The organism is Corynebacterium sp. LK2590 (genome assembly GCF_040946105.1).
Lineage (GTDB): Bacteria > Actinomycetota > Actinomycetes > Mycobacteriales > Mycobacteriaceae > Corynebacterium.
The window spans coordinates 20,338-41,881 of sequence record NZ_JAYWMH010000006.1; the positions used below are offsets into that span (position 1 = coordinate 20,338).

General features: G+C 65.1%; 17 protein-coding genes. 9 read left to right on the forward strand and 8 right to left on the reverse strand.

Annotation, left to right across the window (positions count from 1 at the left end; genetic code table 11):
* Positions 1-27: 27 nt before the first annotated feature.
* The 6 genes from VVR85_RS08215 to VVR85_RS08240 form a co-directional block, all read right to left on the reverse strand.
* Complete coding sequence (locus tag VVR85_RS08215; RefSeq protein WP_368520440.1) at positions 28-528, reverse strand: CGLAU_01105 family protein; 501 nt, start codon at positions 526-528, stop codon at positions 28-30.
* A 131-nt stretch (positions 529-659) separates the two neighbouring features.
* Positions 660-1,949, reverse strand: coding sequence for a DUF445 domain-containing protein (locus VVR85_RS08220; RefSeq protein WP_368520593.1), 1,290 nt, complete (start codon positions 1,947-1,949; stop codon positions 660-662).
* A gap of 249 nt (positions 1,950-2,198) precedes the next feature.
* Complete coding sequence (locus VVR85_RS08225; protein ID WP_368520441.1) at positions 2,199-2,573, reverse strand: hypothetical protein; 375 nt, start codon at positions 2,571-2,573, stop codon at positions 2,199-2,201.
* 57 nt (positions 2,574-2,630) lie between these two features.
* A complete protein-coding gene (locus VVR85_RS08230; RefSeq protein ID WP_290224417.1) occupies positions 2,631-3,380 on the reverse strand; it encodes a succinate dehydrogenase/fumarate reductase iron-sulfur subunit in 750 nt (249 codons plus the stop codon).
* Positions 3,380-5,395 (reverse strand): fumarate reductase/succinate dehydrogenase flavoprotein subunit, encoded by a 2,016-nt coding sequence (locus VVR85_RS08235; protein WP_368520442.1) that lies wholly within the window; start codon positions 5,393-5,395, stop codon positions 3,380-3,382. The genes VVR85_RS08230 and VVR85_RS08235 overlap by 1 nt, the downstream gene beginning before the upstream one ends.
* A gap of 30 nt (positions 5,396-5,425) precedes the next feature.
* Positions 5,426-6,181 carry a succinate dehydrogenase cytochrome b subunit gene (locus VVR85_RS08240; protein ID WP_290224413.1) on the reverse strand — a complete coding sequence of 252 codons (756 nt, stop codon included), beginning with the start codon at positions 6,179-6,181 and terminating at the stop codon, positions 5,426-5,428.
* A 423-nt stretch (positions 6,182-6,604) separates the two neighbouring features.
* Here VVR85_RS08240 and ramB point away from each other — a divergent pair, with 423 nt between their 5' ends.
* Positions 6,605-8,014, forward strand: a complete 1,410-nt coding sequence (gene ramB / locus VVR85_RS08245) for an acetate metabolism transcriptional regulator RamB (RefSeq protein WP_368520443.1) — start codon at positions 6,605-6,607, stop codon at positions 8,012-8,014.
* Positions 8,015-8,028: 14 nt separating this feature from the next.
* Here the strand turns inward: ramB and VVR85_RS08250 are convergent, their stop codons facing one another.
* Both VVR85_RS08250 and lpdA read right to left on the reverse strand, forming a co-directional pair.
* A complete protein-coding gene (locus VVR85_RS08250) occupies positions 8,029-8,904 on the reverse strand; it encodes a MetQ/NlpA family ABC transporter substrate-binding protein (protein ID WP_368520444.1) in 876 nt (291 codons plus the stop codon).
* A gap of 182 nt (positions 8,905-9,086) precedes the next feature.
* Positions 9,087-10,499, reverse strand: a complete 1,413-nt coding sequence (gene lpdA / locus VVR85_RS08255) for a dihydrolipoyl dehydrogenase (RefSeq protein WP_368520445.1) — start codon at positions 10,497-10,499, stop codon at positions 9,087-9,089.
* Positions 10,500-11,078: 579 nt separating this feature from the next.
* Here lpdA and VVR85_RS08260 point away from each other — a divergent pair.
* The 8 genes from VVR85_RS08260 to VVR85_RS08295 all read left to right on the forward strand — a co-directional run bounded on the left by VVR85_RS08260 (position 11,079) and on the right by VVR85_RS08295 (position 21,466).
* Positions 11,079-12,458 carry an alpha/beta hydrolase-fold protein gene (locus tag VVR85_RS08260; RefSeq protein ID WP_368520446.1) on the forward strand — a complete coding sequence of 460 codons (1,380 nt, stop codon included), beginning with the start codon at positions 11,079-11,081 and terminating at the stop codon, positions 12,456-12,458.
* A 35-nt stretch (positions 12,459-12,493) separates the two neighbouring features.
* Positions 12,494-13,573: an alpha/beta hydrolase gene (locus VVR85_RS08265; protein WP_368520447.1), complete on the forward strand. Its 1,080-nt coding sequence runs from the start codon at positions 12,494-12,496 to the stop codon at positions 13,571-13,573.
* An 86-nt stretch (positions 13,574-13,659) separates the two neighbouring features.
* On the forward strand, positions 13,660-15,054 hold the full coding sequence (locus VVR85_RS08270) for a M1 family metallopeptidase (RefSeq protein WP_368520448.1): 1,395 nt from the start codon (positions 13,660-13,662) through the stop codon (positions 15,052-15,054).
* A 237-nt stretch (positions 15,055-15,291) separates the two neighbouring features.
* On the forward strand, positions 15,292-16,842 hold the full coding sequence (locus tag VVR85_RS08275; RefSeq protein ID WP_368520449.1) for a DUF222 domain-containing protein: 1,551 nt from the start codon (positions 15,292-15,294) through the stop codon (positions 16,840-16,842).
* Between the two features lie 320 nt (positions 16,843-17,162).
* The gene (gene rfbB, locus VVR85_RS08280) at positions 17,163-18,161 is read left to right on the forward strand and encodes a dTDP-glucose 4,6-dehydratase (protein WP_368520594.1); all 999 of its coding nucleotides are present in this window, start codon (positions 17,163-17,165) and stop codon (positions 18,159-18,161) included.
* A gap of 92 nt (positions 18,162-18,253) precedes the next feature.
* Positions 18,254-19,624, forward strand: coding sequence for a dTDP-4-dehydrorhamnose reductase (gene rfbD / locus VVR85_RS08285; RefSeq protein WP_368520450.1), 1,371 nt, complete (start codon positions 18,254-18,256; stop codon positions 19,622-19,624).
* Positions 19,625-19,635: 11 nt separating this feature from the next.
* Positions 19,636-20,499, forward strand: a complete 864-nt coding sequence (gene rfbA / locus VVR85_RS08290; RefSeq protein WP_368520451.1) for a glucose-1-phosphate thymidylyltransferase RfbA — start codon at positions 19,636-19,638, stop codon at positions 20,497-20,499.
* A gap of 82 nt (positions 20,500-20,581) precedes the next feature.
* Complete coding sequence (locus tag VVR85_RS08295; RefSeq protein WP_368520452.1) at positions 20,582-21,466, forward strand: DsbA family protein; 885 nt, start codon at positions 20,582-20,584, stop codon at positions 21,464-21,466.
* The last annotated feature ends 78 nt before the right edge of the window (positions 21,467-21,544 follow it).

Consider the following 21,544-nt stretch of genomic DNA (forward strand, 5'->3'; position numbering starts at 1 on the left):
ATCGAGAAAGAACACTAGCTGTTAAACCTACTTCTCTTGGTTGTCCTCAGTGGAGATTACCTCTCCATCGATGATATCTTGCGTCGGATCTGCCACCGAATCCGCGCCCTTGGCGTGCTTGCCGGCGCCTTCCTGCTCGGTGGTCGCACCGTTGGCGCGGCGGCGCTCCTGGGCGGTGTTGACGGCCTCGTTCACGCCGTCCTTGGTGGCGTTGTAGGCTTGGCCGAAGTTGTCCTTGGCGGCGTTGAAGGACTCGGAGTCCTTGGTGCTCTCCACCGCGCGGCGCAGGGATCCGCCGTAGTCCTTCGCGGCGGCCTTCGCCTTGTCCACCAGGGAGGCGTCCTCGCCGACCTCCGGCTTATCGGTTACGTGGCTGCTGCGGTCCTCGCGGAAGCGGTCCGTGAAGTCCTTCGCCACGCCCAGGGCGGAGGCGCCGGCCTCCTTGATCGAGCCCCAGGATCCCTTCAGGGAATCCGCGATGGACTTGTCGTTGTTTCCGTTGTTCGGCTGCTGCGTGTGCTCGGCCATGGTTTTCTCCTCGGGGAAATACTTTCGTTCGGTTCTTTAGGTCGTGCCGGTATGGGATTTTTAAAAACTGGTCGTGCAGGCGGATTCGGCGCCGCGGAGAGAGCCCAGTGGGAAGTCCCAGAACACCGTCCCTAAACGCCAAATATGAGGTGATTAACAGTGTAGATGACCAAGCCGGCCAGCGCACCGACAATGGTGCCGTTCAGGCGGATGAACTGCAGATCCTTGCCCACCATGAGCTCGATCTTTTCGGAGGCTTCCTCCGCGTCCCAGCGCTCGATGGTCTCGGAGATGATCGAGGTGACCTCGCCGGAGTAGTTGTCCGCCAGGAAGGCCGCGGTGCCGTTGATGCGGCGGTCCAGGCTGGCGCGCAGCTGCGGGTCCTCGCAGATATTGGTGCCCCACTGCAGGCACAGGTCCCGGATCTTCTCGCGCAGCATCGAGTCCGGGTCTTCGGCCTGCGCGATGATAGCGGCCGCCGACTCGCGCCAGATGGCCTGCGGGGCGCGCTGCATGCGCTCCGAGCCCATCAGGTCCACCTTGAGCTCCTCCACGCGGCGGATAATGCCCGGGTCGTGCTGCAGGTCGTCGGCGAACTTGTCCAGGTTGCGGCGGATGGACTGGCGAGCCGGGTGGTTCTTGTCCGCCTTGACCTCGTCGGCGAACTGGACCAGCTCCCGGTAGACCTTCTCACCTACCAGCGAGCGCGCAAAGCGCGGCGCCCACTGCGGCATGCGCTCGTCGATGAGCCGCACGACGGGCTCTTCCATCTGGCCGACCTTGGCGTGGGCGTAGTCGATGAGCTCGTCGACGACGGGTTCGACCTTACCGTCGGCGATAAGCCCTTCCAGCAGCCGCCCAGCCGGCGGGCCCCACTCGGGCTCGGCCAGCCGGTCCAGGATCTGGGACTGGATGAGCGCCTCGGCGTCCTTCGGGTCCAGCGCGCGGACGGCGTTGGCCGTCAGCTTGCCCGCCTCCCGGGAGACCTTCGCGGCATTTTCCTCCTGGGACAGCCAGCGGCCCAGCTTGTCCGGCAGCTGCGCCTGGGAGACCTTGTCCGTGATCAGCTCGGCGTTGAGGAAGTTCTCCCCGACGAACTCCGACAGGGCCTCGCCCACCTGGTCCTTCTTGCGCGGGATGAGCGCCGTGTGCGGGATGGGAATGCCCATCGGGTGCCTAAACAGCGCCGTGACGGCGAACCAGTCCGCCAGTCCGCCTACCATGCCGGCCTCCGCGGCCGCGCGCACGTAGCCGACCCACACCGGCGCGCCCCCGGGCTGGTTCTGCCACCACGAGCACGCGAAGAAGATGATGGCCGCCAGGCCCAGCAGCGCGGTGACGAAAATCTTGTGGTTCCGCAGCGTGCGGCGCCGCTCCTGCTCCACCTCCGGCGACGGCCCCGGCACGGGGCGGCTAGCGATGCCACCGGTGCTGGCTTCTACCGCCTGGCCGTCGAGGCTAGCCCCCTCGTAGCTAGCAACAGTGCTGTGCTTGCCCAACGTGAATACTCCTTAACCGCCGCGCAGTGTGTTTTCTCTTCACCATTCTGCCTCATGTGGGGCCCGGCGCCGGGGTGCTGGGCCGGGCGAGGTGGCATCGTTAAGCCCTTTAGGGCAAGAAAAAACCGCACCCACAGGCAGCGGGTACGGCTTGTGTCCTTGGCGTTTGGCCTAGTTAACGCGACCAGTTTCCTTGCGGTACTGGTGGTAGTAGCGGCGCCCGAACTTCACGGAGACGATGGCCGCGATGGTGATGATGACGGCCAGGACCACACCGATGATGATGGTGGTGTCCACGTGCGCCTCGGAGGCGGTGCCGTTCGGGAACAGATAAATGCCAAGGCCCCAGGTGATGATGCCGATGGCCGGCAGGATGCCCATGATGAGGCCCATGCCCACCCAGGTGGAGGTGCGCAGCAGCGAAGAGTGCGGTGCGGCGAACGACATGGGCTCGTAGCCCTCGATGTAGTTGTCCTGGATCTTGCCGGAAAACTCCGGGTAGGTCTCGCTCGCGTGATCCGCGATTGCCTGGGAATGAGTGCTCATAGGGATGAACTTTCTGCCGGAATCGGTTGTTACTGGTGTTTCTCTACTGACTATAGTCTAGTCGTCCTTGCCGCGGAAAGCAGCACGGGCACGTTCGCGGGTGACCGCAGAGACCGCGGTCAGCGGAACGCCGGCCGGGCAGACGTCGGCGCACTCGCCGTACAGCGAGCAGTGGCCGAAGTTCTGCTCTAGGTCGTCGACCATGTTGCGGGCGCGACGACCGCGCTCTTCCTTGCCCAGCGGCATCAGCGACAGGTGCACCAGCTTGGCGCCGGTGAACAGGTGGGCTGCGCCGTTCGGGCAGGCCGCCACGCAGGCACCGCAGCCGATGCAGGCCGCGTGGTCCAGCGAGTACTCGGCGGTCTCGTGGTTGATGTGCATGGTGTCGGCGTCCGGGGCGGTGCCGGCGTCCATGGAGACGTAGCCACCCTGCTCCATCACGTGATCGAGGGCGCTGCGGTCGACCACCATGTCCTTGATGACCGGGTAGGCCGCGGAGCGGAAGGGCTCGATCTTCAGGGTGTCGCCGTCGTTGAACTGGAACAGGCGCTGCTGGCAAGCCGGGGTGTTCTGGCCCGGGCCGTGCGGGCGGCCGTTAACAGTCAGACCACAGGTGCCGCAGATGCCCTCGCGGCAGTCGGAAGCGAACGCGAACGGCTCTTCGCCGCGCTCGATGATTCCGTCGTTGACGTGGTCCAGCAGCTCCAGGATGGACATCTGCTCTTCAGCGTCGTCGACCTGGACCGTCTCAAACTTGCCTTCTTGGGTCGGTCCGGCCTGACGCCAGATCTCAAGTGTCAGTTTCATTACTTGTAGTTCCTTGTCATCAGCGGGATCGAATCAAAGTACAGGGGCTCGGCGTGGCGGATGAACTCGTGCTCACCTTCGCCCGCCTCCCAAGCGGAGACGAAGCACCAGTGCTCGTCGTCGCGCTCGGCCTCGCCGTCCTCGGACAGGTGATCGTCGCGGAAGTGCGCGCCACAGGACTCGTCGCGGTCCAGGGCGTCGATGCACATCAGCTCACCCAGGTCCAAGTAGTCGGCCACGCGGGCGCCGTACTCGAGCACCTGGTTCATGTCCTCGGCGGAGCCCGGGATCCGGACGTTGGCCCAGAACTCGGCGCGCAGCTCGCGGATCTTGCCGATGGTGGTCTTCAGATCCTCGACGTTACGGGACACGCCGCAGCCCCAGTAGAGGAGCTCGCCCAGCTTGCGGTGGTAGTAGGCCGGGCCGTGCGGGTCGTTGCCGCGGACGTTCATCAGGCGGTCGATGCGGCCCTTCGCGCGCTCCAGGGCGTGCTGTGCGGCCTCGGAGTCCTCGGCCAGCTTGTCCTCACCGAGGTGGTTGGCCAGGTAGTTCGGGATGGTGAACGGCAGGGTGAACCAGCCATCCACGGAAGCCGACAGCAGCGAATTAGCGCCCAGGCGGTTAGCGCCGTGGTAGGTCCAGGAGCACTCACCGGCGGCGAACAGGCCGTCGATGGAGGTCATCTCGTTGAAGTCGCTCCACAGGCCACCCATGGTGAAGTGGCAGGTCGGGGCGATGCGCATCGGGGTCTCGTAGGCGTCCTCGCCGATGGCTTCCTTGTACATCTCGATCAGGTTCGAGTAGCGCTCGCGGATCTTGTCCTTGCCGAGGCGCTCGATGGCGTCGCGGAAGTCCAGGTAGACCGAGTTCTTCAGCGGGCCCACGCCGAGGCCGGCGTTGATCTGCTGGGAAATGGCGCGGGAGGCGACGTCACGCGGGACCAGGTTGCCGAAGGCCGGGTAGCGGCGCTCCAGGAAGTAGTCGCGCTCCTCCTCCGGGATGGAGTTCGGGTCGCGGTCATCACCTTCGGTCTTCGGGGACCAGATGCGGCCGTCGTTACGCAGCGACTCGGACATCAGGATGGTCTTCGACTGCCACTCGGAGTTGACCGGCAGGCCCGTCGGGTGGAACTGGATGAACGACGGGGAGGCCAGGTAGGCGCCCTGCTCGTAAGCGCGCATCATGGCGCCGGCGTTCGAGTTCTTCGCCAGGGTGGACATGTGGAAGACGTTGCCGTAGCCACCGGTACCCAGAATGACGGCGTGACCGGTGAAGGCCTTCAGCTCGCCGGTAATCAGGTTACGGGTGACGATGCCGCCGGCGCGCTTGGTCCCGTTGTCATCGTAGGTGATGATGTCCTGCAGATCGTGGTGGGAGAACAGCTCCACGTTGCCCAGGCCGATCTGGCGGTACAGCGCCGAGGTGGTCGACAGCTGCAGCTGCTGACCCGTTTGGCCACGGGTGTAGTAGGTACGGGAGACCTGCACACCACCGAAGGAACGGGTGGCCAGGGTGCCGCCGTACTCACGGGCGAACGGGGCGCCGATGGCGTTCATGTGGTCGATGACGCGGCCGGACTCGGAGGCCAGGCGCCAACAGTCGGACTCGCGGCAGCGGTAGTCGCCGCCCTTCACGGTGTCCTTGGTGTGGCGGTAAGCCGAGTCGTTGTCGACCTTCTTGGAGCGCGAAGAGTTCACGCCGCCCTGGGCCGCGATGGAGTGTGCACGGCGCGGGGAGTCGTGGTAGGTGAAGACCTTCACGTTGTAGCCGAGCTCGCCGAGGGAGGCCGCAGCGGCGCCGGCGGACAGGCCGGTGCCGACCACGAGGACCTCGAATTTGCGGCGGTTCAGCGGGGAGACCAGCTGCATGTGGTCCTTCTGGTAGCTCCACATGTCCTTCATCGGGACGCCGTGGGGCTCGTTCGACTCCAGGATCTTGCCGGGGCGCACGCCCTCGACGATGGACTCTGGGTGCGAGAAGTCCGGGTGCTCTCGCTTCAGTTCGGTATTAGTCATGGGTTCAAATATTCCTATCAGTCCTAGTTACTAACTGACGAAGCCAAAGGCGACGGACAGGGGCATAACGATGTTGCCAATGCAGACGATGGCCGGAATCAGGTAGGCCAGCACCAGGAAGGTCTGACGCCACTTGTAGCCGGTGATACCCAGGTCAGACGCAGCCAGCTTGATGCCGTGGGTCAGGTGCAGGAACAGGCAGCACATGGCCAGCACGTAGAAGATGGTCACGGGCCAGCGGCTGAAGGTAGCAATCATGTTGGCCTTGACGGCGCCGTGGACGAAGGCGTCCGGAGCGGCCGGGGCCACGCCCATGGTCAGGTCCAGCAGGTGGAAGATGAGGAACAGCAGCAGCACGATGCCGGTGACCAGCATGGACTTGGTAGCGAAAGAGTCCAGGCCGCCCATCAGGTTGGAGCGGCGGAAGCTGCCGCGCGAAGCCTTGGAGCGCGAGTGCAGCGCGATGGCACCGTAGATGTGGCCGACCAGGGCAACCAGGAGCACGATGCGGATGATCCACAGGGCCGTGCCGTGCGGCAGCAGCGGCTCACCCAGGGAGCGCAGGAACTCGCCGTAGACGTCCAGGGCTTCCTCGCCGCCATGGGCGGGCATGTACAGCTTCAGGTTGCCGGCCATGTGGCCGACGACGAACAAAGCGAACAAGAGACCGCTGACCGCCATGATGAGCTTGAGAGCCCACGACGGGACGCCGGGGGTCTGGCGGATCGGTTCTTCACTGATACGACCGTGAGCGATTGCCTCACGGTCAGGTTTCTTCAAAGTCATGACACCTCCATAGTCAACCTAGACTTTACGCAGGATATGGGCCCTTCTCCTAGTTATGAGCTGGCCTAAAGGACCGGAGGCAAATTTTGCCTTGCTCGAAATTCCCCAGCTTTAGGTAAGGGTGTCCAAATCTGCGTTTTAGGAAATGGGGCGCCACCTTGGCAACTCGCAATTAGAAAACACGTGTGTTGTGTAATTATTTTGACATTTGTGAGGTTGGTCACCCGGCGCGTTAATGGTGAATGACTTACCCCAATTGGTGTCATACTTTCGCAGGTATCGCCCCCGGATCGGGCGTTTTTCAAAACCGGACGTTCGTACCTTTTATCCCCTAAGCACTACTTTCACACCACCGCTAAGAACCTTCACACAAAATTTGCTAAAACACTGTTATAGGGGTATTAGGGAGGTAATCTAACCGTCATGACGAAGACTTACGTGGGCTCCCGGCTGCGGCAGCTGCGACGCGAAAGAGACCTCAGCCAGGCCTCCCTGGCGTCCACCCTGGGCCTGTCTGCTAGCTACGTGAACCAGATCGAGCACGACGTGCGCCCCCTGACGGTGCCCGTCCTGCTGCGCATCACCGAGGTCTTCGGCGTAGACGCCACGTTCTTTTCCCGCGATGACGACTCCCGGCTGCTCGCCGAAATCCAGGACGTCATCCAGGACAAGGAGCTCTGCCCCTCCCCCGTGGAGCTGCAGGAGCTGTCCGAGCTGGTCTACAACCACCCCACCGTCGCGCGCACGCTGGTGGACATGCACCGGCGCTACCGCAACGTCCGCGACAAGCTCTCCCTGGCCACGGACTCGCGCCGCGTCACGGACTCCGCGCAGGCGCTATCGATGCCCCACGACGAGGTCCGCGACTTCTTCTACGCCCGCCAGAACTACCTCGACGGCCTCGACCACCACGCCGAGGACCTGGCCGGCGAGTTGGGCGTCGAGCCCTTCCACATCCGCGACACCGAGCGGGCCCTGGCCGACCGGCTGCGCTCCAAGCACAACCTGGAGATCAAGACCGTCGGCCAGCTCGACGGCACCCTCCACCGGCTCGACCGGGAGGCCGGCACCCTGCTGCTGGCCAGCCGGCTGACCGAGGGCCAGCGCGCCTTCCGCATGGCCACGGAGCTGGGATTTTTGGAGGCCGGTGATCTCATCACGGACGCCGCCGACGAGGAGCCGTTTACCTCCCAGGCCTCGCGCCGGCTGGCGCTGCGCGGCATCGCTAGCTATTTCGCGGCCGCGACCGTGCTGCCCTACGGCTTAATCCACGCGGAAGCCGAGAAGTCCGGCTACGACGTGGAGTTTTTGTGCCAGTCCTTCGGCGTGGGCTACGAGACGGTCGCCTCCCGGCTGTCCACCCTGCAGCGCGACAACCAGCGCGGCATTCCTTTTACCTTCGTGCGCGTCGACCGCGCGGGCAACATGTCCAAGCGGCAGTCCGCCACCGGAGTGCACTTTTCCAATTCCGGGGGAACCTGCCCGCTGTGGAATATCTACGAGACCTTCTCCCGGCCCGGCACCATCTCCCGGCAGCTGGCGCAGATGCCGGACGGCCGCAACTACCTGTGGGTGGCCCGGACCGTCCAGTACCTGCAGGGCCGCTACGGCGACACCAACAAGATGTTCGCCATCGGGCTCGGCTGCGAGGCCCGGCACGCCGACCGCACCGTCTACGCCGCCGGCCTCGATTTATCCGACATGTCCAGCGCCACCCCGATCGGCGCCGGCTGCCGCATCTGCCCCCGCAGCAACTGCGCCCAACGGGCGTTCCCGCCCATCCACGAGGCGCTGGACATCGACACGCACCGCTCGGCGGTGGCGCCGTACTAAGCGGGTGGGTGCGGCTATTCCGCCTCGAGCTCGTCCATGACGCGCTGCAGGACCTCGTCCATCTCCTCCGGGGAGCGCTGGACCTGGACGGAGGTGCCCTGGGAGTCCTCGTCGACGGCGGCCTGGACCTTCGGGTCGTGCCACAGCTGGGCCAGCTCGCGGTAGACCTCGTTGTCCTTGTCCTCGGCGCGCACGACGAAGGCGTTGATGTACGGCGCGGCCTCGTCGGAAGCCGGATCGTCCTGGGCCACGGCGGTGGTCGGGTCGATGCCGGCGCGCTCCAGGAAGGAGTTGTTGATGACGGCCGGGGTGCCCTCGCCCCACGCGGAGGTGGTCTGGGCGGCATCGACGGTGGTGACCTTGACCTTGGACTTGGCCTCGTCGACGTCGGCCGGCGTCGGCGAGAGGCTGCCCTCGACGGTCAGCTCGACCAGGCCCGCGGCGGCCAGCACGTTGAGCGCGCGGCCCTGGTTGGACGGGTCGTTCGGGATGGCCACCGTCTCGCCCTCGATGCCGTCCAGGGAGTCGTGGTCCTTCCAGAACAGCGCGAGCGGCACGATCTCCGTGGAGACGATCGGCACGAGGTCCTCGGCGTTGCCCACGTTGTACTCCGCCAGGAAGCGCAGGGTCTGGAAGTTGTTGATGTCGTTCTGGCTCTGCGCCAGCGCGACGTTCGGGGTGGCGTAGTCCTCGAAGTTCTCGACCTCGATGTTGAAGCCGTTCTCCTCGGCTACCTCCTCGAAGGCGGTCCAGGCCTTCTTCGCGGCATCGGTGGTGCCGACGACGATCTTCTGGTCCTTGCCCTCCCCGTCGGAGCTAGAGCAGGCCGCCAGCCCGGTGCTGGCGACGGCCACGGCGGTGGCGGTAGCGATAATGCGGCGAAGCTTCATGCGTTTGTCCTTTGCGTTATTCGGCGCGCCCGGCCTGGGCATGCCCATGAACTAAGCGGTCTAGCGCAGCCTAGCAAAATTCGAACCGCTCGGTCTATAAAACGCAAAAATTCCCTCCCCCAACAGGTGGGGCAGGGAATCCGGATAGGCGCCTAAGGAAGGCTCCTTAGAGGTTGATCATGTTAGAGGTTGATCATGTGGCCGCCGATGCCCTCGGCAGCTTCCTTCATCGCCTCCGACAGGGTCGGGTGCGTGTGGATGTTGCGGCCGATTTCCTCGGTGGTCAGGTCGAAGCGCTGGGCCAGGGTCAGCTCCGGCAGGAGCTCCGAGACGTTGGCGCCGACCATGTGGCCGCCCAGCAGCTCGCCGAACTCGGCGTCAGCAACCAGCTTGACGAAGCCGGCGGTCTCGTTCAGGCCCGCGGCCTTGCCGTTCGCGGAGAACGGGAAGCTGGCGACCTTGATCTCGCGGTCCGGGAACTTCTCCTTCGCGGCCTCCTCGGTGTAGCCGAAGGAAGCAACCTGCGGGTTACAGAAGGTCGCGCGCGGCATCATCTGGTAGTCGCCCAGCTCCTGGGTCTCGGCGCCGGCGATGGTCTCGGCGGCCACCACGCCCTGCGCCTCGGCCACGTGGGCCAGCTGCAGCTTGGCGGTGACGTCGCCGATGGCGTAGATGCCGTCGACGTTGGTGCGCATGCGCTCATCGATGGCGATGGCGCCGCGGTCGGTGAGCTCGACACCGGTGTTTTCCAGGCCGTAGCCCTCGGTGCGCGGGGCGAAGCCGATGGAGACCATGCAGCGATCGACGGTCAGGGTCTCGGTCTTCTCGCCGTCCTTGGACTCGATCTCGACGGTCACGTCGTCGCCGTTGTCCTTGATGGAGGTGGTCTTGTAACCGGTCTTCAGGGTCACGCCCAGCTTCTTGTACTGCTTGGCGATCTCCTTGGAGGCGTCCTTGTCCTCGTTCGGCAGGACGCGGTCCATGAATTCCACGATGGTCACGTCCACGCCGTAGTTGGCCAGGACGTAAGCGAACTCCATGCCGATGGCGCCGGCGCCCACGATGACCATGGACTCGGGAGCGTCTTCCTTGAGGATTTGCTCCTCGAAGGAGACGATGTTGCCCCCGATCTCAACGCCCGGCAGGGACTTAACGACGGATCCGGTGGCGATGATGCAGTCGTCGAAGGTGAGGGTCTTGCCCTTGTCGTCACCTTCGGTGATCTCAATCGTCTTGGCGTCCTTAAAGGAACCCAGGCCGTTGACCTCGGTGATCTTGTTCTTCTTCATCAGATAGTGCACGCCCTTGACGATGCCCGAAGAAACCTTGCGGGAACGCTTGTGGGCTGCCCCATAATCGAAGGAGACCTCACCGGAGATACCAAAGTCCTTGGCCTCGTGGTTGAAGGTGTGGGCCACCTCGGCATTCTTCAGCAGCGCCTTGGAGGGGATGCAGCCGACATTGAGGCAGATACCGCCCCAGTACTGCTTCTCCACCACGGCTACCTTCTTGCCGAGCTGGGCTGCGCGGATGGCGGCGACGTAGCCGCCAGGGCCCGCGCCGAGTACTACAACGTCATAATGTTCATTAGTCACGTCCTACAGGATACGTAACTTTGGCCACGCTGTCTGCCAAAGGGGCAAACAAAGCGCGGCTACTGGGGGTCTGGCCAGCCAATCGGCTGGGGATCTTGTGTTTAGAACATCCCCAGGGCCAGAGCGATGGTCGACGAGGTGGAGGAACCAGCGTGGACGAGGCCGCCCAGGAATTCGTTGATCTGGACCAAGATGGTGTCGAAAGCGTTCATTCTTAAAAACCCTTCTGTAAACGGTGGAGAGACAGCGCGAACGCGGTAAAGCGGTGCGGTTATTTTAACGAAAAATTCCCAGCTCGCGTTACGTCGGCGGGGAACTTCCGGGCGGCTAGCCGGCATCGACAGCCGGAAACCCCCTAGATTATGACACACCTTTCACTTGCACACCACCTGTTTCATGTCCGGCTGCTAAGCTATATTCGCACTGTGAGCGACAGTTGTTTGTTTTAGGCTGGGATTTGCTGAAAAATTTCAGCTGACGGACAGCTGCTAACAACTTTGTTTGCGCCTACGATAACCAGTCAGGAAACTCTCTCTACCCTTTGCGAAAAGGGCCCCTCTCTCAGGAAGCGTTAACCTTATGAAGATTATTCGCCCGCTGGTTGGCACCACCGCCGCCACCGCCCTTGCCCTTGGCCTTTGCGTCTCCCCGGCCCTGGCTGACGAGCCGGCCGTCGAAAGCCCGGCCATCGATAGCCCGGCCGCTGCTCCGGAGGCTGGTGATTCGGAGGCTGTTGACTCGGAGGCTGTTGCCGACCTGGAAGAGCCGGCCGAGGATCCGGCAATTGACGACGCCATCCTGGGCGACGAGAACGCTCCCGAGTCCGCGCAGTCCGACGCCGCTGCCGAGGAAGCAGAGACCGCGGCCGGCGAGTCCGTCATCACGGAGATCGACCTGGCGCAGGAGACCGCCCCGGCATGGTCCACCAACGCCGAGGGCAAGCGCGTCATCAGCCCGTCCAAGATGGCCAGCGGTAAGCAGTGGATGGCCTATGCCCAGGCCAGCTCCTTCAACCGCGAGCACGTCAAGGCCTTCAACGCCACCTCGCCGGCTATGGGCGGGCGCGAAATCCCGCTGGCGGTCATCACCCCGGACGGCAACTTCGACCAGGCCCGCCCGACCCTGTACCTGCTCAACGGCGCCGGCGGCGCGGACCAGGACATGGAGTGGATCAAGCAGACCTACCGCAAGGATGTCGACCCGACCAAGGAAGGCACCCAGGACATGGTGGACTTCTACGTCGACAAGGGCATCAACGTGGTCATCCCGCAGGCCGGCGCCTTCTCCTACTACTTCGACTGGCAGAAGGACCCCAACAGCAAGTACCTGAAGGGCCCGCAGAAGTGGGAGACCTTCCTGACCCAGGAGCTGCCGGGCGCACTGGAGCAGACCATCAACGGTAACGGCAAGCGCGGCATCGCCGGCATGTCCATGTCCGCGACCTCCGCGCTGGTGCTCGCCCAGCAGCACCCGGACCTCTACGACGCGGTCGGTTCCTTCTCCGGCTGCGCCGCCACCTCGACGGTGCTGCCGCACCAGTTCGTCGGCCTGACCGTCAACCGCGGCGGCGCCACCCCGGAGCAGATCTGGGGCGCCCGCGGCTCCGCCGAGAACCGCCGCTACGACGGCCTCGCCAACGCTGAGAAGCTCCGCGGCCACGAGATCTACGTGTCCGCCAACTCCGGCCTGGTGGGCAAGGAAGACACCGTCTCCCACCTGATGAACCAGGGCGCTGACCTGTCGACCGCGCTGGCCGGGTCCTCCACCCTCACCATCGAGGGCGGCGTCATCGAGGCGGCCATGAACGCCTGCACCCACGACCTGAAGGCCAAGATGGACTCCCTGTCCATCCCGGCGGACTGGAACTTCCGCAACACCGGTACCCACTCCTGGCCGGGCTGGATCAAGGACATCAGCGAGTCCTGGCCGACCTTCGAGCGGGCCTTCGGCGAGAATTAAAGAACTAAGAACATAACCAGAAAGAGAGCGCTAGCATGAAGCGACTGAGTACCCTCCTGGCCACCGCAGCCCTGGCTGCCACGGCCACCGCCGTCCCGGCGGCCACCGCTGCCACCCTGACCCCGGCTGACGTCAACGGCGGCGCCCCAGTCTCAGAGGTTAGCGACCTGCAGGTCACCGACGCCGTCGCGAACTCCAAGTGGTACAAGCAGTACAAGGACGACGACCGGGTACTCAAGCTGCAGGCTAGCTCTCCGGCCATGAATGGCCGCCAGATTCCGCTGGCCGTCATCCCGGCGGGCGAGCCCAACCGCCCCACCATCTACCTGCTCAACGGTGCCGGCAGCGCCGAGCAGGACGCGGACTGGCTGTCCAAGGCCCAGACCGTCGACTTCTACGCCGACAAGAAGGTCAACGTGGTCATCCCGCAGGCCGGCGCCTTCTCCTACTACACCGACTGGGAGCAGACCCCGAACGGCAAGTACCTGCAGGGCCCGCAGAAGTGGGAGACCTTCCTGACCAAGGAGCTGCCGGGCTCGATCGAGTCCCGCCTGCAGGCCAACAACAAGCGCGCCATCGCCGGCATGTCCATGTCCGCGACCTCCTCGCTGCTGCTGGCCCAGCACAACCAGGGTTTCTACGACGCCGTCGGCTCCTTCGCCGGCTGCGCCGCCACCGCTTACCCGATGGAATACGAGTTCCTGCGCCTGACCGTCAACCGGGGCGGCGGCCAGCCGGAGCAGATGTGGGGCCGCCAGGGCTCCGCGAACAACCGCTACAACGACGCCCTGATGAACTCGGAGAAGCTGCGCGGCACCAAGCTCTACATCTCCTCCGGTTCCGGCCTAGCCGATGAGACCGCCATGCCGAGCTACCTGCAGTCCAAGGGCGCCAGCCAGGCTGAGGCCGCCGTCGGCTCCGCCATCAACCAGGTCGAGGGCGGCGTCATCGAGGCCGGCGTCAACCACTGCACCCACAACCTCAAGGCCAAGCTGGACTCCCAGAAGATCCCGGCTACCTACAACTTCCGCAACGCCGGCGTCCACAACTGGACCGGCTGGCGCGAGGACCTGGAGAAGTCCTGGGCCACCTTCTGGCAGGCCTTCTACAACTAACGCTGCGTTCTAAGCGCGGGCCTTAACGCCGGTTCTCGGACTGGCTCCTGGGGCTTTCTGCAAGGGCGGTAGACTTAGCATCTATCATGATGCTTTCTTCTACCGCCCTTTCTGCTGTTGCTGGTTCTAGTGCCGGGGTTGCCTCTAACGCCACCCGGGACCCGTACACCAAGGTTGACTACAACCTGGGCTTTCGGGTGCGCCACTACCAGCTGGAGCTGGACTACAAGGTCGAGCCCAACCTGCTGTCTGCGCAGGCCACGCTGACCATCGAGGTGGGCGAGGAAGACCTGAACGCCCTGCAGCTCGACTTGGGCCCCGCGATGGCGGTGCGCCGCGTTAGCTGCCCCGGGGGCCCGCGGGTGGCCCGCTTTAAGACCTCGGGCGGCAAGCTGCGGATTTCCTTTGCGGAGCCGGTGGCATCGGGGGCAGAAATCACGCTGGCTATCCACTACGGCGGCAACCCGCGGCCCATCGCCAGCCCCTGGGGTGAAATCGGTTGGGAGGAAACCGAATCCGGTTCCCTAGTCGCCAGCCAGCCCAACGGGGCGCCGAGCTGGTTCCCGTGCGACGACCACCCGAGCCAGAAGGCGACCTTTGACCTCGCCATCACGGCCGACGACCCCTTCACCGTCGTCGCCAACGGCACGCTGGTCGACAAGGCCACGGCGGGGTCGTCGCGGACGGCGTGGCACTACCGCATCGATAAGCCTATGGCGACCTACCTGGCGACGGTGCAGGTGGGCGAGTTCAGCGAGTTCCGCCTGGGCCCCAACACGGTGGCGTACGCGCCCGCGGACCTGCGTGAACAGGTGACCGAGGAATTCGGGCGCCAGCAGGAGATGCTCGATTTCTTGGCCGAGACCTTCGGGCCGTACCCCTTCCCCGACTACCGCGTGGTCGTGACCGAAGACGAACTAGAAATCCCGCTGGAGGCGCAGGGCATTTCCATCTTTGGCTCCAACCACGTGCGCGGCGACCACGCCTTTGAGCGGCTCATCTTCCACGAGCTTTCCCACCAGTGGTTCGGCAACGCGGTGGGCCTCAGCCGCTGGCAGGACATCTGGCTCAACGAGGGTTTCGCCTGCTACTGCGAGTGGCTCTGGGGCGAGCACACCGGCCAGGCCACGGCCCACGATGCCGCCCACTCCCACTACTTGGTCCTCTCCCGCAAGCCCCACGACCTCCTGCTGGGCGACCCCGGCACCCGCGACATGTTCGACGACCGCGTCTACAAGCGCGGCGCCCTGTTCATCCACTCCCTGCGGCGCCTGCTTGGCGATGCCACCTTCTTCCCCCTCGTCCGCTCCTACCTCGCCGATAACCAGCACGGAAACGTGGTTGCGCAGGACTTCTGGGAGGCTCTGACGGGGGCTGTAGAAGACGCAGAAGAGGGCGCTTCCGGTGTTTCTGTTGCGGACGTGGAGGGCCTCTGGAACCAATGGCTGAACGAGCGGGAGTTGCCGCGGTTCCCGGAGTAGTTGGTGCTGGGTTGGCTTGGTTGGCTTGGTTGGCTTGGTTGGCTTGGTTGGCTGGGTTGGCTTGGTTCGCGGCCTAATTTAGTTTCGGCTTAAACTAAGCCAGCTCTGGCGAACAGGGACTTTAGAAAATTCGAACATATTTTCTTTTTTGCTGTTGACACGGGCTTTTTCGTCGGTATACTAGAACACGTAAGCGAACAAAGGTTCTATACGACGGTTCCTTAGGGGGTGACCGCCATGACTGACCAGCACGACGAAATCCTAGCAACGCTCAAAGAAATCTCTGGCTCCATGGAGCGGTTACGCTCCCTGATGAAGAAACCCGAAGACCTGTCCTTTGGACGCCTTCACCGCGGCTTCGAGGCCTTCGAATACGCCTTCAACAACAAGACCGTCATCGATGCCGCCTTCGCCTTCCTCGCCGAGCGCGACGACGCCGGCCGCCAGGTCGGCTCATCCAAGGCCATCGACTACCTCATGGCACGCCTCGGCCTGGATTTTGCCACCGCCCGGGAGCGTCTCGAGACCGGCCGCGATCTGTTCAGCCCTCTCGAGGAGGCCGCGCCCGCCCCGGAACCGACTCCCCTGCCCGACGACGCCCAGGCTGTCAGCGATGAGGAGCGCGCCCGCCAGCAGGCCGCCGACGCGGAAGCGCAGCGCCGCGCACAGGCGGAAAAGGAAGCTGAGGAGCGTCGCCGCAAGCGCCTCCTGGAGGACGGCCAAACCACCAGCGCCAAGGTGCTGGCGATGATTGAGTCGGAGCTCAAGCACCTCAATCAGCACGCCACCCCGGGCCGCAAGCAGCTGCGCGAGCAGGCCCTGGAAAAGGCAAAAGATACCTCGCTGCACACGCTGCGGGACTGGCTGCGCAAGCAGATTAAGAACGCCAACCTGGCCGCCCGCACCCCGGAAGGCACCAAGGACAAGGACGCAGCCTACAAGAAGCGCCGGCTATCCCTGTCCAACCCGGACGCCGACGGCGGCGTGCACGTCCGCGGCTACCTGGACCCCGCCACCGCCGCGCTCGTCAAGAGCGCCCTGGCGAACGCCCGCAACGCGGATAACGCCGCTTTGAAGGAAAGCGGGCTGGACCAGGAAGACAAGCGCAGCTTCCAAGAACGCAACGTGGACCACCTGCGCTATATCTGCCGGCGGTACCTATCCTCCAAGGACCAGTCCACCGGTGGTGCGGCGGGCCTTCTGGTCACCCTCACCATGGACGACCTCGAGAACATGACCGGCGACAGCCGCTTCCCCACCACCGCGGGAATCTCGGTCAGCCCGCTCGACCTTCTCCGGATGGGGCTGGCTGAGCACGACTTCCTCTGCGTCCTCGACCCCCACGGCTTCCCGCTCGAGCTAGCGCGCAATAAGCGCACGGCGAGCCTCTGGCAAAAGATTGCCCTGGCCGCCTCCGAGCTGGTGTGCACCCACCCGGACTGCAACCGGGCCTGGATTGACTGCGACGTCCACCACGTCATCGCCTGGGCTTTGGGAGGAGATACCGATATTTCCAACCTCACGCTCCGGTGCCGGCGCCATCACGTGGATAACAACGACTTCCGGGATGGTGCCAACAACATGGGCCACGCCGACAGGTCCCCCGATACCGGGCGCACCGGCCACCGGGCCGGGCCGGGACAACCGCTGCGGTTCAACGAATCGCCCGCGGCCCAGCAATCGTGCGGCCATAAGGTCCGCCACCGCGGGGCACCAACCGCAGGGGCTAGCCCCGGCGCCGAGGATCCCCCGCCAAAGTCGCACAGCCAGGCTCCTTTGTTTAGTTAAGATGTTGTCCCTGTTCACCCTCCCCTGCCAAGGGCACGCCCGTGTGTCCTGGCGGGGATTCACGCGTGCCTGGGCTCTTGAGGCTCCTCGGGGCTGTTCGGAGCTGCCCGGGGCTGCTGAGGACTGTTCGGGGCAGCTTGGGTCCACTGGGCTGCTCGGGGTGGGAGATGGTCGCCGGGGATCTTGGCGGGGATCTAACGGTAAGTGCTGGCAGCGGGAGTTGCCAGCGGGGGGTTGGCTGCGGGAGTTGGCTGCAGAACTTTGGAGCGGGAGATGGCGGTGGCAGGCTCCGCGGGATCCGCTGAAGTAGGATGGTGACCATTATGTCTACGTTGCTCGTGACCGGCGGGGCCGGCTTCATCGGTTCCAATTTCGTCCGGCTGACCCTAGCGGAAACCGACTACTCGGTGGTCGTCCTCGACAAGCTGACCTACGCGGGGAACCGCGCCAGCATCGCCGATCTGGAGGGGGACCGCTGCTCCTTCGTCCAGGGCGACATCGCGGACGTAGAACTGGTTAACCAGGTCATGCGGGACGTTGACGCCGTGGTCCACTTCGCAGCCGAGTCCCACAACGACAACTCCCTGCGCGACCCGTCGCCGTTCATCCAGACCAACCTGGTGGGCACGTTTACCCTGCTTGAAGCCGCCCGCGCCCGCGGGACCCGCTTCCACCACGTTTCTACCGACGAGGTCTTCGGCGATCTGGAGATTGGGGCCGACACGCGCTTTACGGAATCGACGGCGTATCAGCCGTCGTCGCCGTACTCGTCATCGAAGGCGGGATCCGATCACCTGGTGCGCGCCTGGGCGCGGTCCTTCGGCCTGCCCGTGACGGTGTCGAACTGCTCGAACAATTACGGCCCGTACCAGCACATCGAGAAGTTCATCCCCCGCCAGATCACGAATATCCTGTCCGGCCTGCGCCCGAAGCTGTACGGCACCGGGGAGCAGGTGCGCGACTGGATCCACGTCGACGACCACAACCGGGCCGTGATCGACATCCTGGAACGCGGCCGGCTGGGCGAGACCTACAACATCGGCGCCGACCAACCCGACACCAGCAACCTGCAGGTCATGGAAATCATCTGCGACCTCATGGGGGCCGACGGCTTCGACCACGTGGCGGACCGGCCCGGGCACGACCAGCGCTACGCCATGGACGCGACCAAGCTGCGCACCGAACTCGGCTGGACCCCGCGGTTCACGGATCTGCGGGCCGGCCTGGAAGACACCATCGCGTGGTACGCCAACAACCGCGACTGGTGGGAGGCCAGCAAGCAGGACGTCGAGGCCGGCTACGCGCGGCAGGGACAGTAGGATCGGCCAAGGTTTAACAACCAGGTCTAACAACCAGACCCACTACCAGACTCAAAACCAGACCTAGCAGCTAAGAACCACGGAAGGACAGAATGGACATTCGCACCACGGGCATCGAGGGGCTCCTCATTGTGGACTTGGACGTCCACGGGGATGACCGGGGCTGGTTCAAGGAGAACTGGCAGCGGGAGAAGATGGTCGCGGCCGGCCTCCCCGACTTCGCGCCGGTCCAAAACAACGTGTCCTTCAACGCGACCGCCGGGGTGACCCGGGGCCTGCACGCCGAGCCCTGGGACAAGCTGGTCTCCGTCGCCTACGGCAAGGTCTTCGGGGCCTGGTGCGATCTGCGGGAAGGATCCGAGACCTACGGGGAGTTGGTCACCACCGCGATCGGCCCCGACACGGCCGTCTTCGTCCCCCGCGGGGTGGCCAACGGCTTCCAGGCCCTGGAGCCGACCGCCTATTCCTACCTGGTCAACGATCACTGGTCCCCGGAGGCCACCTACCCGGCCGTCAACCTCGACCTGGTGGACTGGCCGCTGGATCCGACCGAGATCTCCGACAAGGACGCGGCCCACCCGCAGCTTTCCGAGGCGACCCCGATGCCCCCGCGCAAGGTCCTGGTCACCGGCGCCGACGGGCAGCTGGGGCGCGCCCTCCGGCGGATCCTGCCCCACGCCGAGTTCGCCACCCGCGCCGATCTCGACATCACCGACCCCCGCCTCGCCGAGGCCCGCCGCTGGCGCGAGTATTCCGCGATCATCAACTGCGCCGCCTACAACAACGTCGACGGGGCCGAGCGCGATCGCGCAGGCGCCTGGGCCGTCAACGCGGAGGCGGTGGCGCGGCTGGCCGGAATCGCTAGCGCCCACAACCTGACCTTGGTGCACGTCAGCAGCGACTACATCTTCGACGGCACCGAGAAGCTCCACACCGAGCAAGAACCGGTGAGCCCGCTGAGCGTGTATGGGGCATCGAAGGCGGCTGGCGATGCCGCCGCCCAGGCCACCGCCCGCCACTACGTGGTGCGCACCAGCTGGGTCTTCGGCGACGGCAACAACTTCGTCGAGGCCATGCGCGGCCTCGCCCTGCGCGGGGTGGAGCCCGAGGTCGTCGCCGATCAGCGCGGCCGCCCCACCTTCGCCGAGGACCTGGCCAAGGCCATCGCCCACCTGCTGGACTCCGGGGCCGAGTACGGCGTCTACAACGTCACCAACTCCGGTGACACCGTCGGGCGGGACGAGCTGGCGATGGCCGCCTTCATCGGCATCGGGCACGATCCGGCCGAGGTCCACCCGACCACCACCGATCACTTCGCCCAGCCCGGCGCGGCCCCGCGCCCGGCCGAGTCGACCCTCGATCTGAGCAAGCTGGAGGCCACCGGCTTCCGGCCCCAGAACTGGCGGGCCGCCCTGGCCCTCTACCTGGCGTTGTACCCGGCCGCCGGGGAAGCGGAAAGCTAGACTTTTAAAGCATGAAAGGCATCATCCTGGCCGGCGGTTCCGGCACGCGGCTCTACCCCATCACCCAGGGGATCTCTAAGCAGCTCATGCCGATCTACGACAAGCCGATGGTCTACTACCCGCTGTCCACCCTGATCCAGGCGGGCATCCGGGAGATCCTCATCATCACCACCCCGGAGGATTCCGCCTCCTTCCAGCGCCTGCTCGGCGACGGATCCCAGCTGGGCCTCATGCTCTCCTACGCGGTCCAGCCCCGTCCCGAGGGCCTGGCGCAGGCCTTCATCATCGGCGAGGAGTTCATCGGCGGCGACGACGTCGCCCTCGTTTTGGGCGACAACATCTTCGACGGCCACGGCTTCAGCAGCGCCCTGCCCGAGTGCCGATCCCCGCACGGGGGCGTCATCTTCGCCTACGAGGTCTCCGATCCCCAGCGCTACGGCGTGGTGGAGTTCGCCCCCGACGGGCGGGCCATCAGCATCGAGGAGAAGCCGGAACACCCGAAGTCCAGCCACGCCGTCGTCGGCCTGTACTTCTACGACAAGCAGGTCTGCGAGATCGCCCGGTCCATTCAGCCCTCGGCCCGCGGGGAGCTGGAAATCACCGCCGTCAACGAGGAATACCTGCGCCGCGGGGAACTCTCGGTCAAGCGCATGCGCCGCGGCGACGTGTGGCTGGACACCGGCACCGTGGATTCGATGAGCGAGGCCTCCGCCTACGTCGAGGTCATCCAGAAGCGCACCGGCACCGTTCTGGGATCGCCCGAGGTGGCTGCCTACCGCGAGGGCTTCATCGACCGCGAACAGCTGCTGCGCCTGGCCGCCGGCCTCGACAAATCGGGCTACGGCGCCTATCTGCGCGCCGCGGCCGAGGACTAGCCGCGACCCCGCCCGGGCTAGACTGTCCGGTACGCAGGTTTATTCACGCCGCACCTTTAGAGTTCTTTACGGAGGAGGCCCCGTGCCCGATAGCTCAATGTACGACCAACCCCTGGTGGACCAGAAGCGCCCCTCCGCCCTCCGCGACGTCCCCGCCCTGGTGTGGGTGCTCACCGCCGTCATCGTGGTGTTGGCCATCGTCATCGGCTTCCTGGTCGCCGACCGCAACGACGCCGACGATGCCGCCAGCAACGGCGGCAACAGCAGCAGCGGGGCGGCCAGCCACAGCCAACCGGCAGACGGCCAATCAGACGAGGCATCCCAGCCCGCCCCGGGCACCAACTTCGAAGAGCCCAACGGCGATCCCAAGCTGTACGGCCCCGCCGGCACCATCTCCTCCAACGAGGACATCGACAAGGTCCACCGCCGGGCCGATAACGATCCCTTCGCCCTCGGCACCCTCGATGCCCCCGTCGTAATCTCCGAGTTCTCCGACTTCGAGTGCCCCTTCTGCTCCCGCTTCCATAACCAGACCGCGCCCGCCCTCATCGCGGATTACGTCGACAAGGGCCTGGTACGCATCGAGTGGAATGACTTCCCGGTCAACGGCCCCCACGCCATCGATGGGGCGAAGGCCGGCCGGGCCGCGGCCGCCCAGGGCAAGTTCACGGAGTTCCAGAAGGCCGCCTTCGCCGCCAGCGCCGACATGGACGGCCACCCCAACTTCGGCATGGACGACTACGTGCGCTTCGCCGAGGAGGCCGGCGTCGAGGACATCGAACGCTTCCGCCAGGAGGCCGGCGACGACACCTACACCCAGGTCGTCGAGGACGCCCGCGATTACGCGGCCAGCCTGGGCATCACCGGCACCCCGTCCTTCGTGGTGGGCAACCAATTCGTCTCCGGCGCCCAGCCCGAGGATGTCTTCCGCCAGGTCATCGAGGAGGAGCTGTCCCGGGGTGCGTAAGGCCCACTGGCTCGTCTGGCTGTTCATCGCCCTGCTGGCCTGCACCGGGTTCTTCTTTGGGCTCGGCCTCGGCAGCGC

Coding starts and splice junctions, on each gene's coding strand:
- ramB (WP_368520443.1), top strand. CDS start 6,605: ATGACGAAGACTTACGTGGGCTCCCGGCTGCGGCAGCTGCGACGCGAA.
- VVR85_RS08260 (WP_368520446.1), top strand. CDS start 11,079: ATGAAGATTATTCGCCCGCTGGTTGGCACCACCGCCGCCACCGCCCTT.
- VVR85_RS08215 (WP_368520440.1), bottom strand. CDS start 528: ATGGCCGAGCACACGCAGCAGCCGAACAACGGAAACAACGACAAGTCC.
- VVR85_RS08265 (WP_368520447.1), top strand. CDS start 12,494: ATGAAGCGACTGAGTACCCTCCTGGCCACCGCAGCCCTGGCTGCCACG.
- VVR85_RS08270 (WP_368520448.1), top strand. CDS start 13,660: ATGATGCTTTCTTCTACCGCCCTTTCTGCTGTTGCTGGTTCTAGTGCC.
- rfbD (WP_368520450.1), top strand. CDS start 18,254: ATGGACATTCGCACCACGGGCATCGAGGGGCTCCTCATTGTGGACTTG.
- VVR85_RS08235 (WP_368520442.1), bottom strand. CDS start 5,395: ATGACTAATACCGAACTGAAGCGAGAGCACCCGGACTTCTCGCACCCA.
- rfbA (WP_368520451.1), top strand. CDS start 19,636: ATGAAAGGCATCATCCTGGCCGGCGGTTCCGGCACGCGGCTCTACCCC.
- VVR85_RS08275 (WP_368520449.1), top strand. CDS start 15,292: ATGACTGACCAGCACGACGAAATCCTAGCAACGCTCAAAGAAATCTCT.
- VVR85_RS08230 (WP_290224417.1), bottom strand. CDS start 3,380: ATGAAACTGACACTTGAGATCTGGCGTCAGGCCGGACCGACCCAAGAA.
- VVR85_RS08250 (WP_368520444.1), bottom strand. CDS start 8,904: ATGAAGCTTCGCCGCATTATCGCTACCGCCACCGCCGTGGCCGTCGCC.
- VVR85_RS08225 (WP_368520441.1), bottom strand. CDS start 2,573: ATGAGCACTCATTCCCAGGCAATCGCGGATCACGCGAGCGAGACCTAC.
- VVR85_RS08240 (WP_290224413.1), bottom strand. CDS start 6,181: ATGACTTTGAAGAAACCTGACCGTGAGGCAATCGCTCACGGTCGTATC.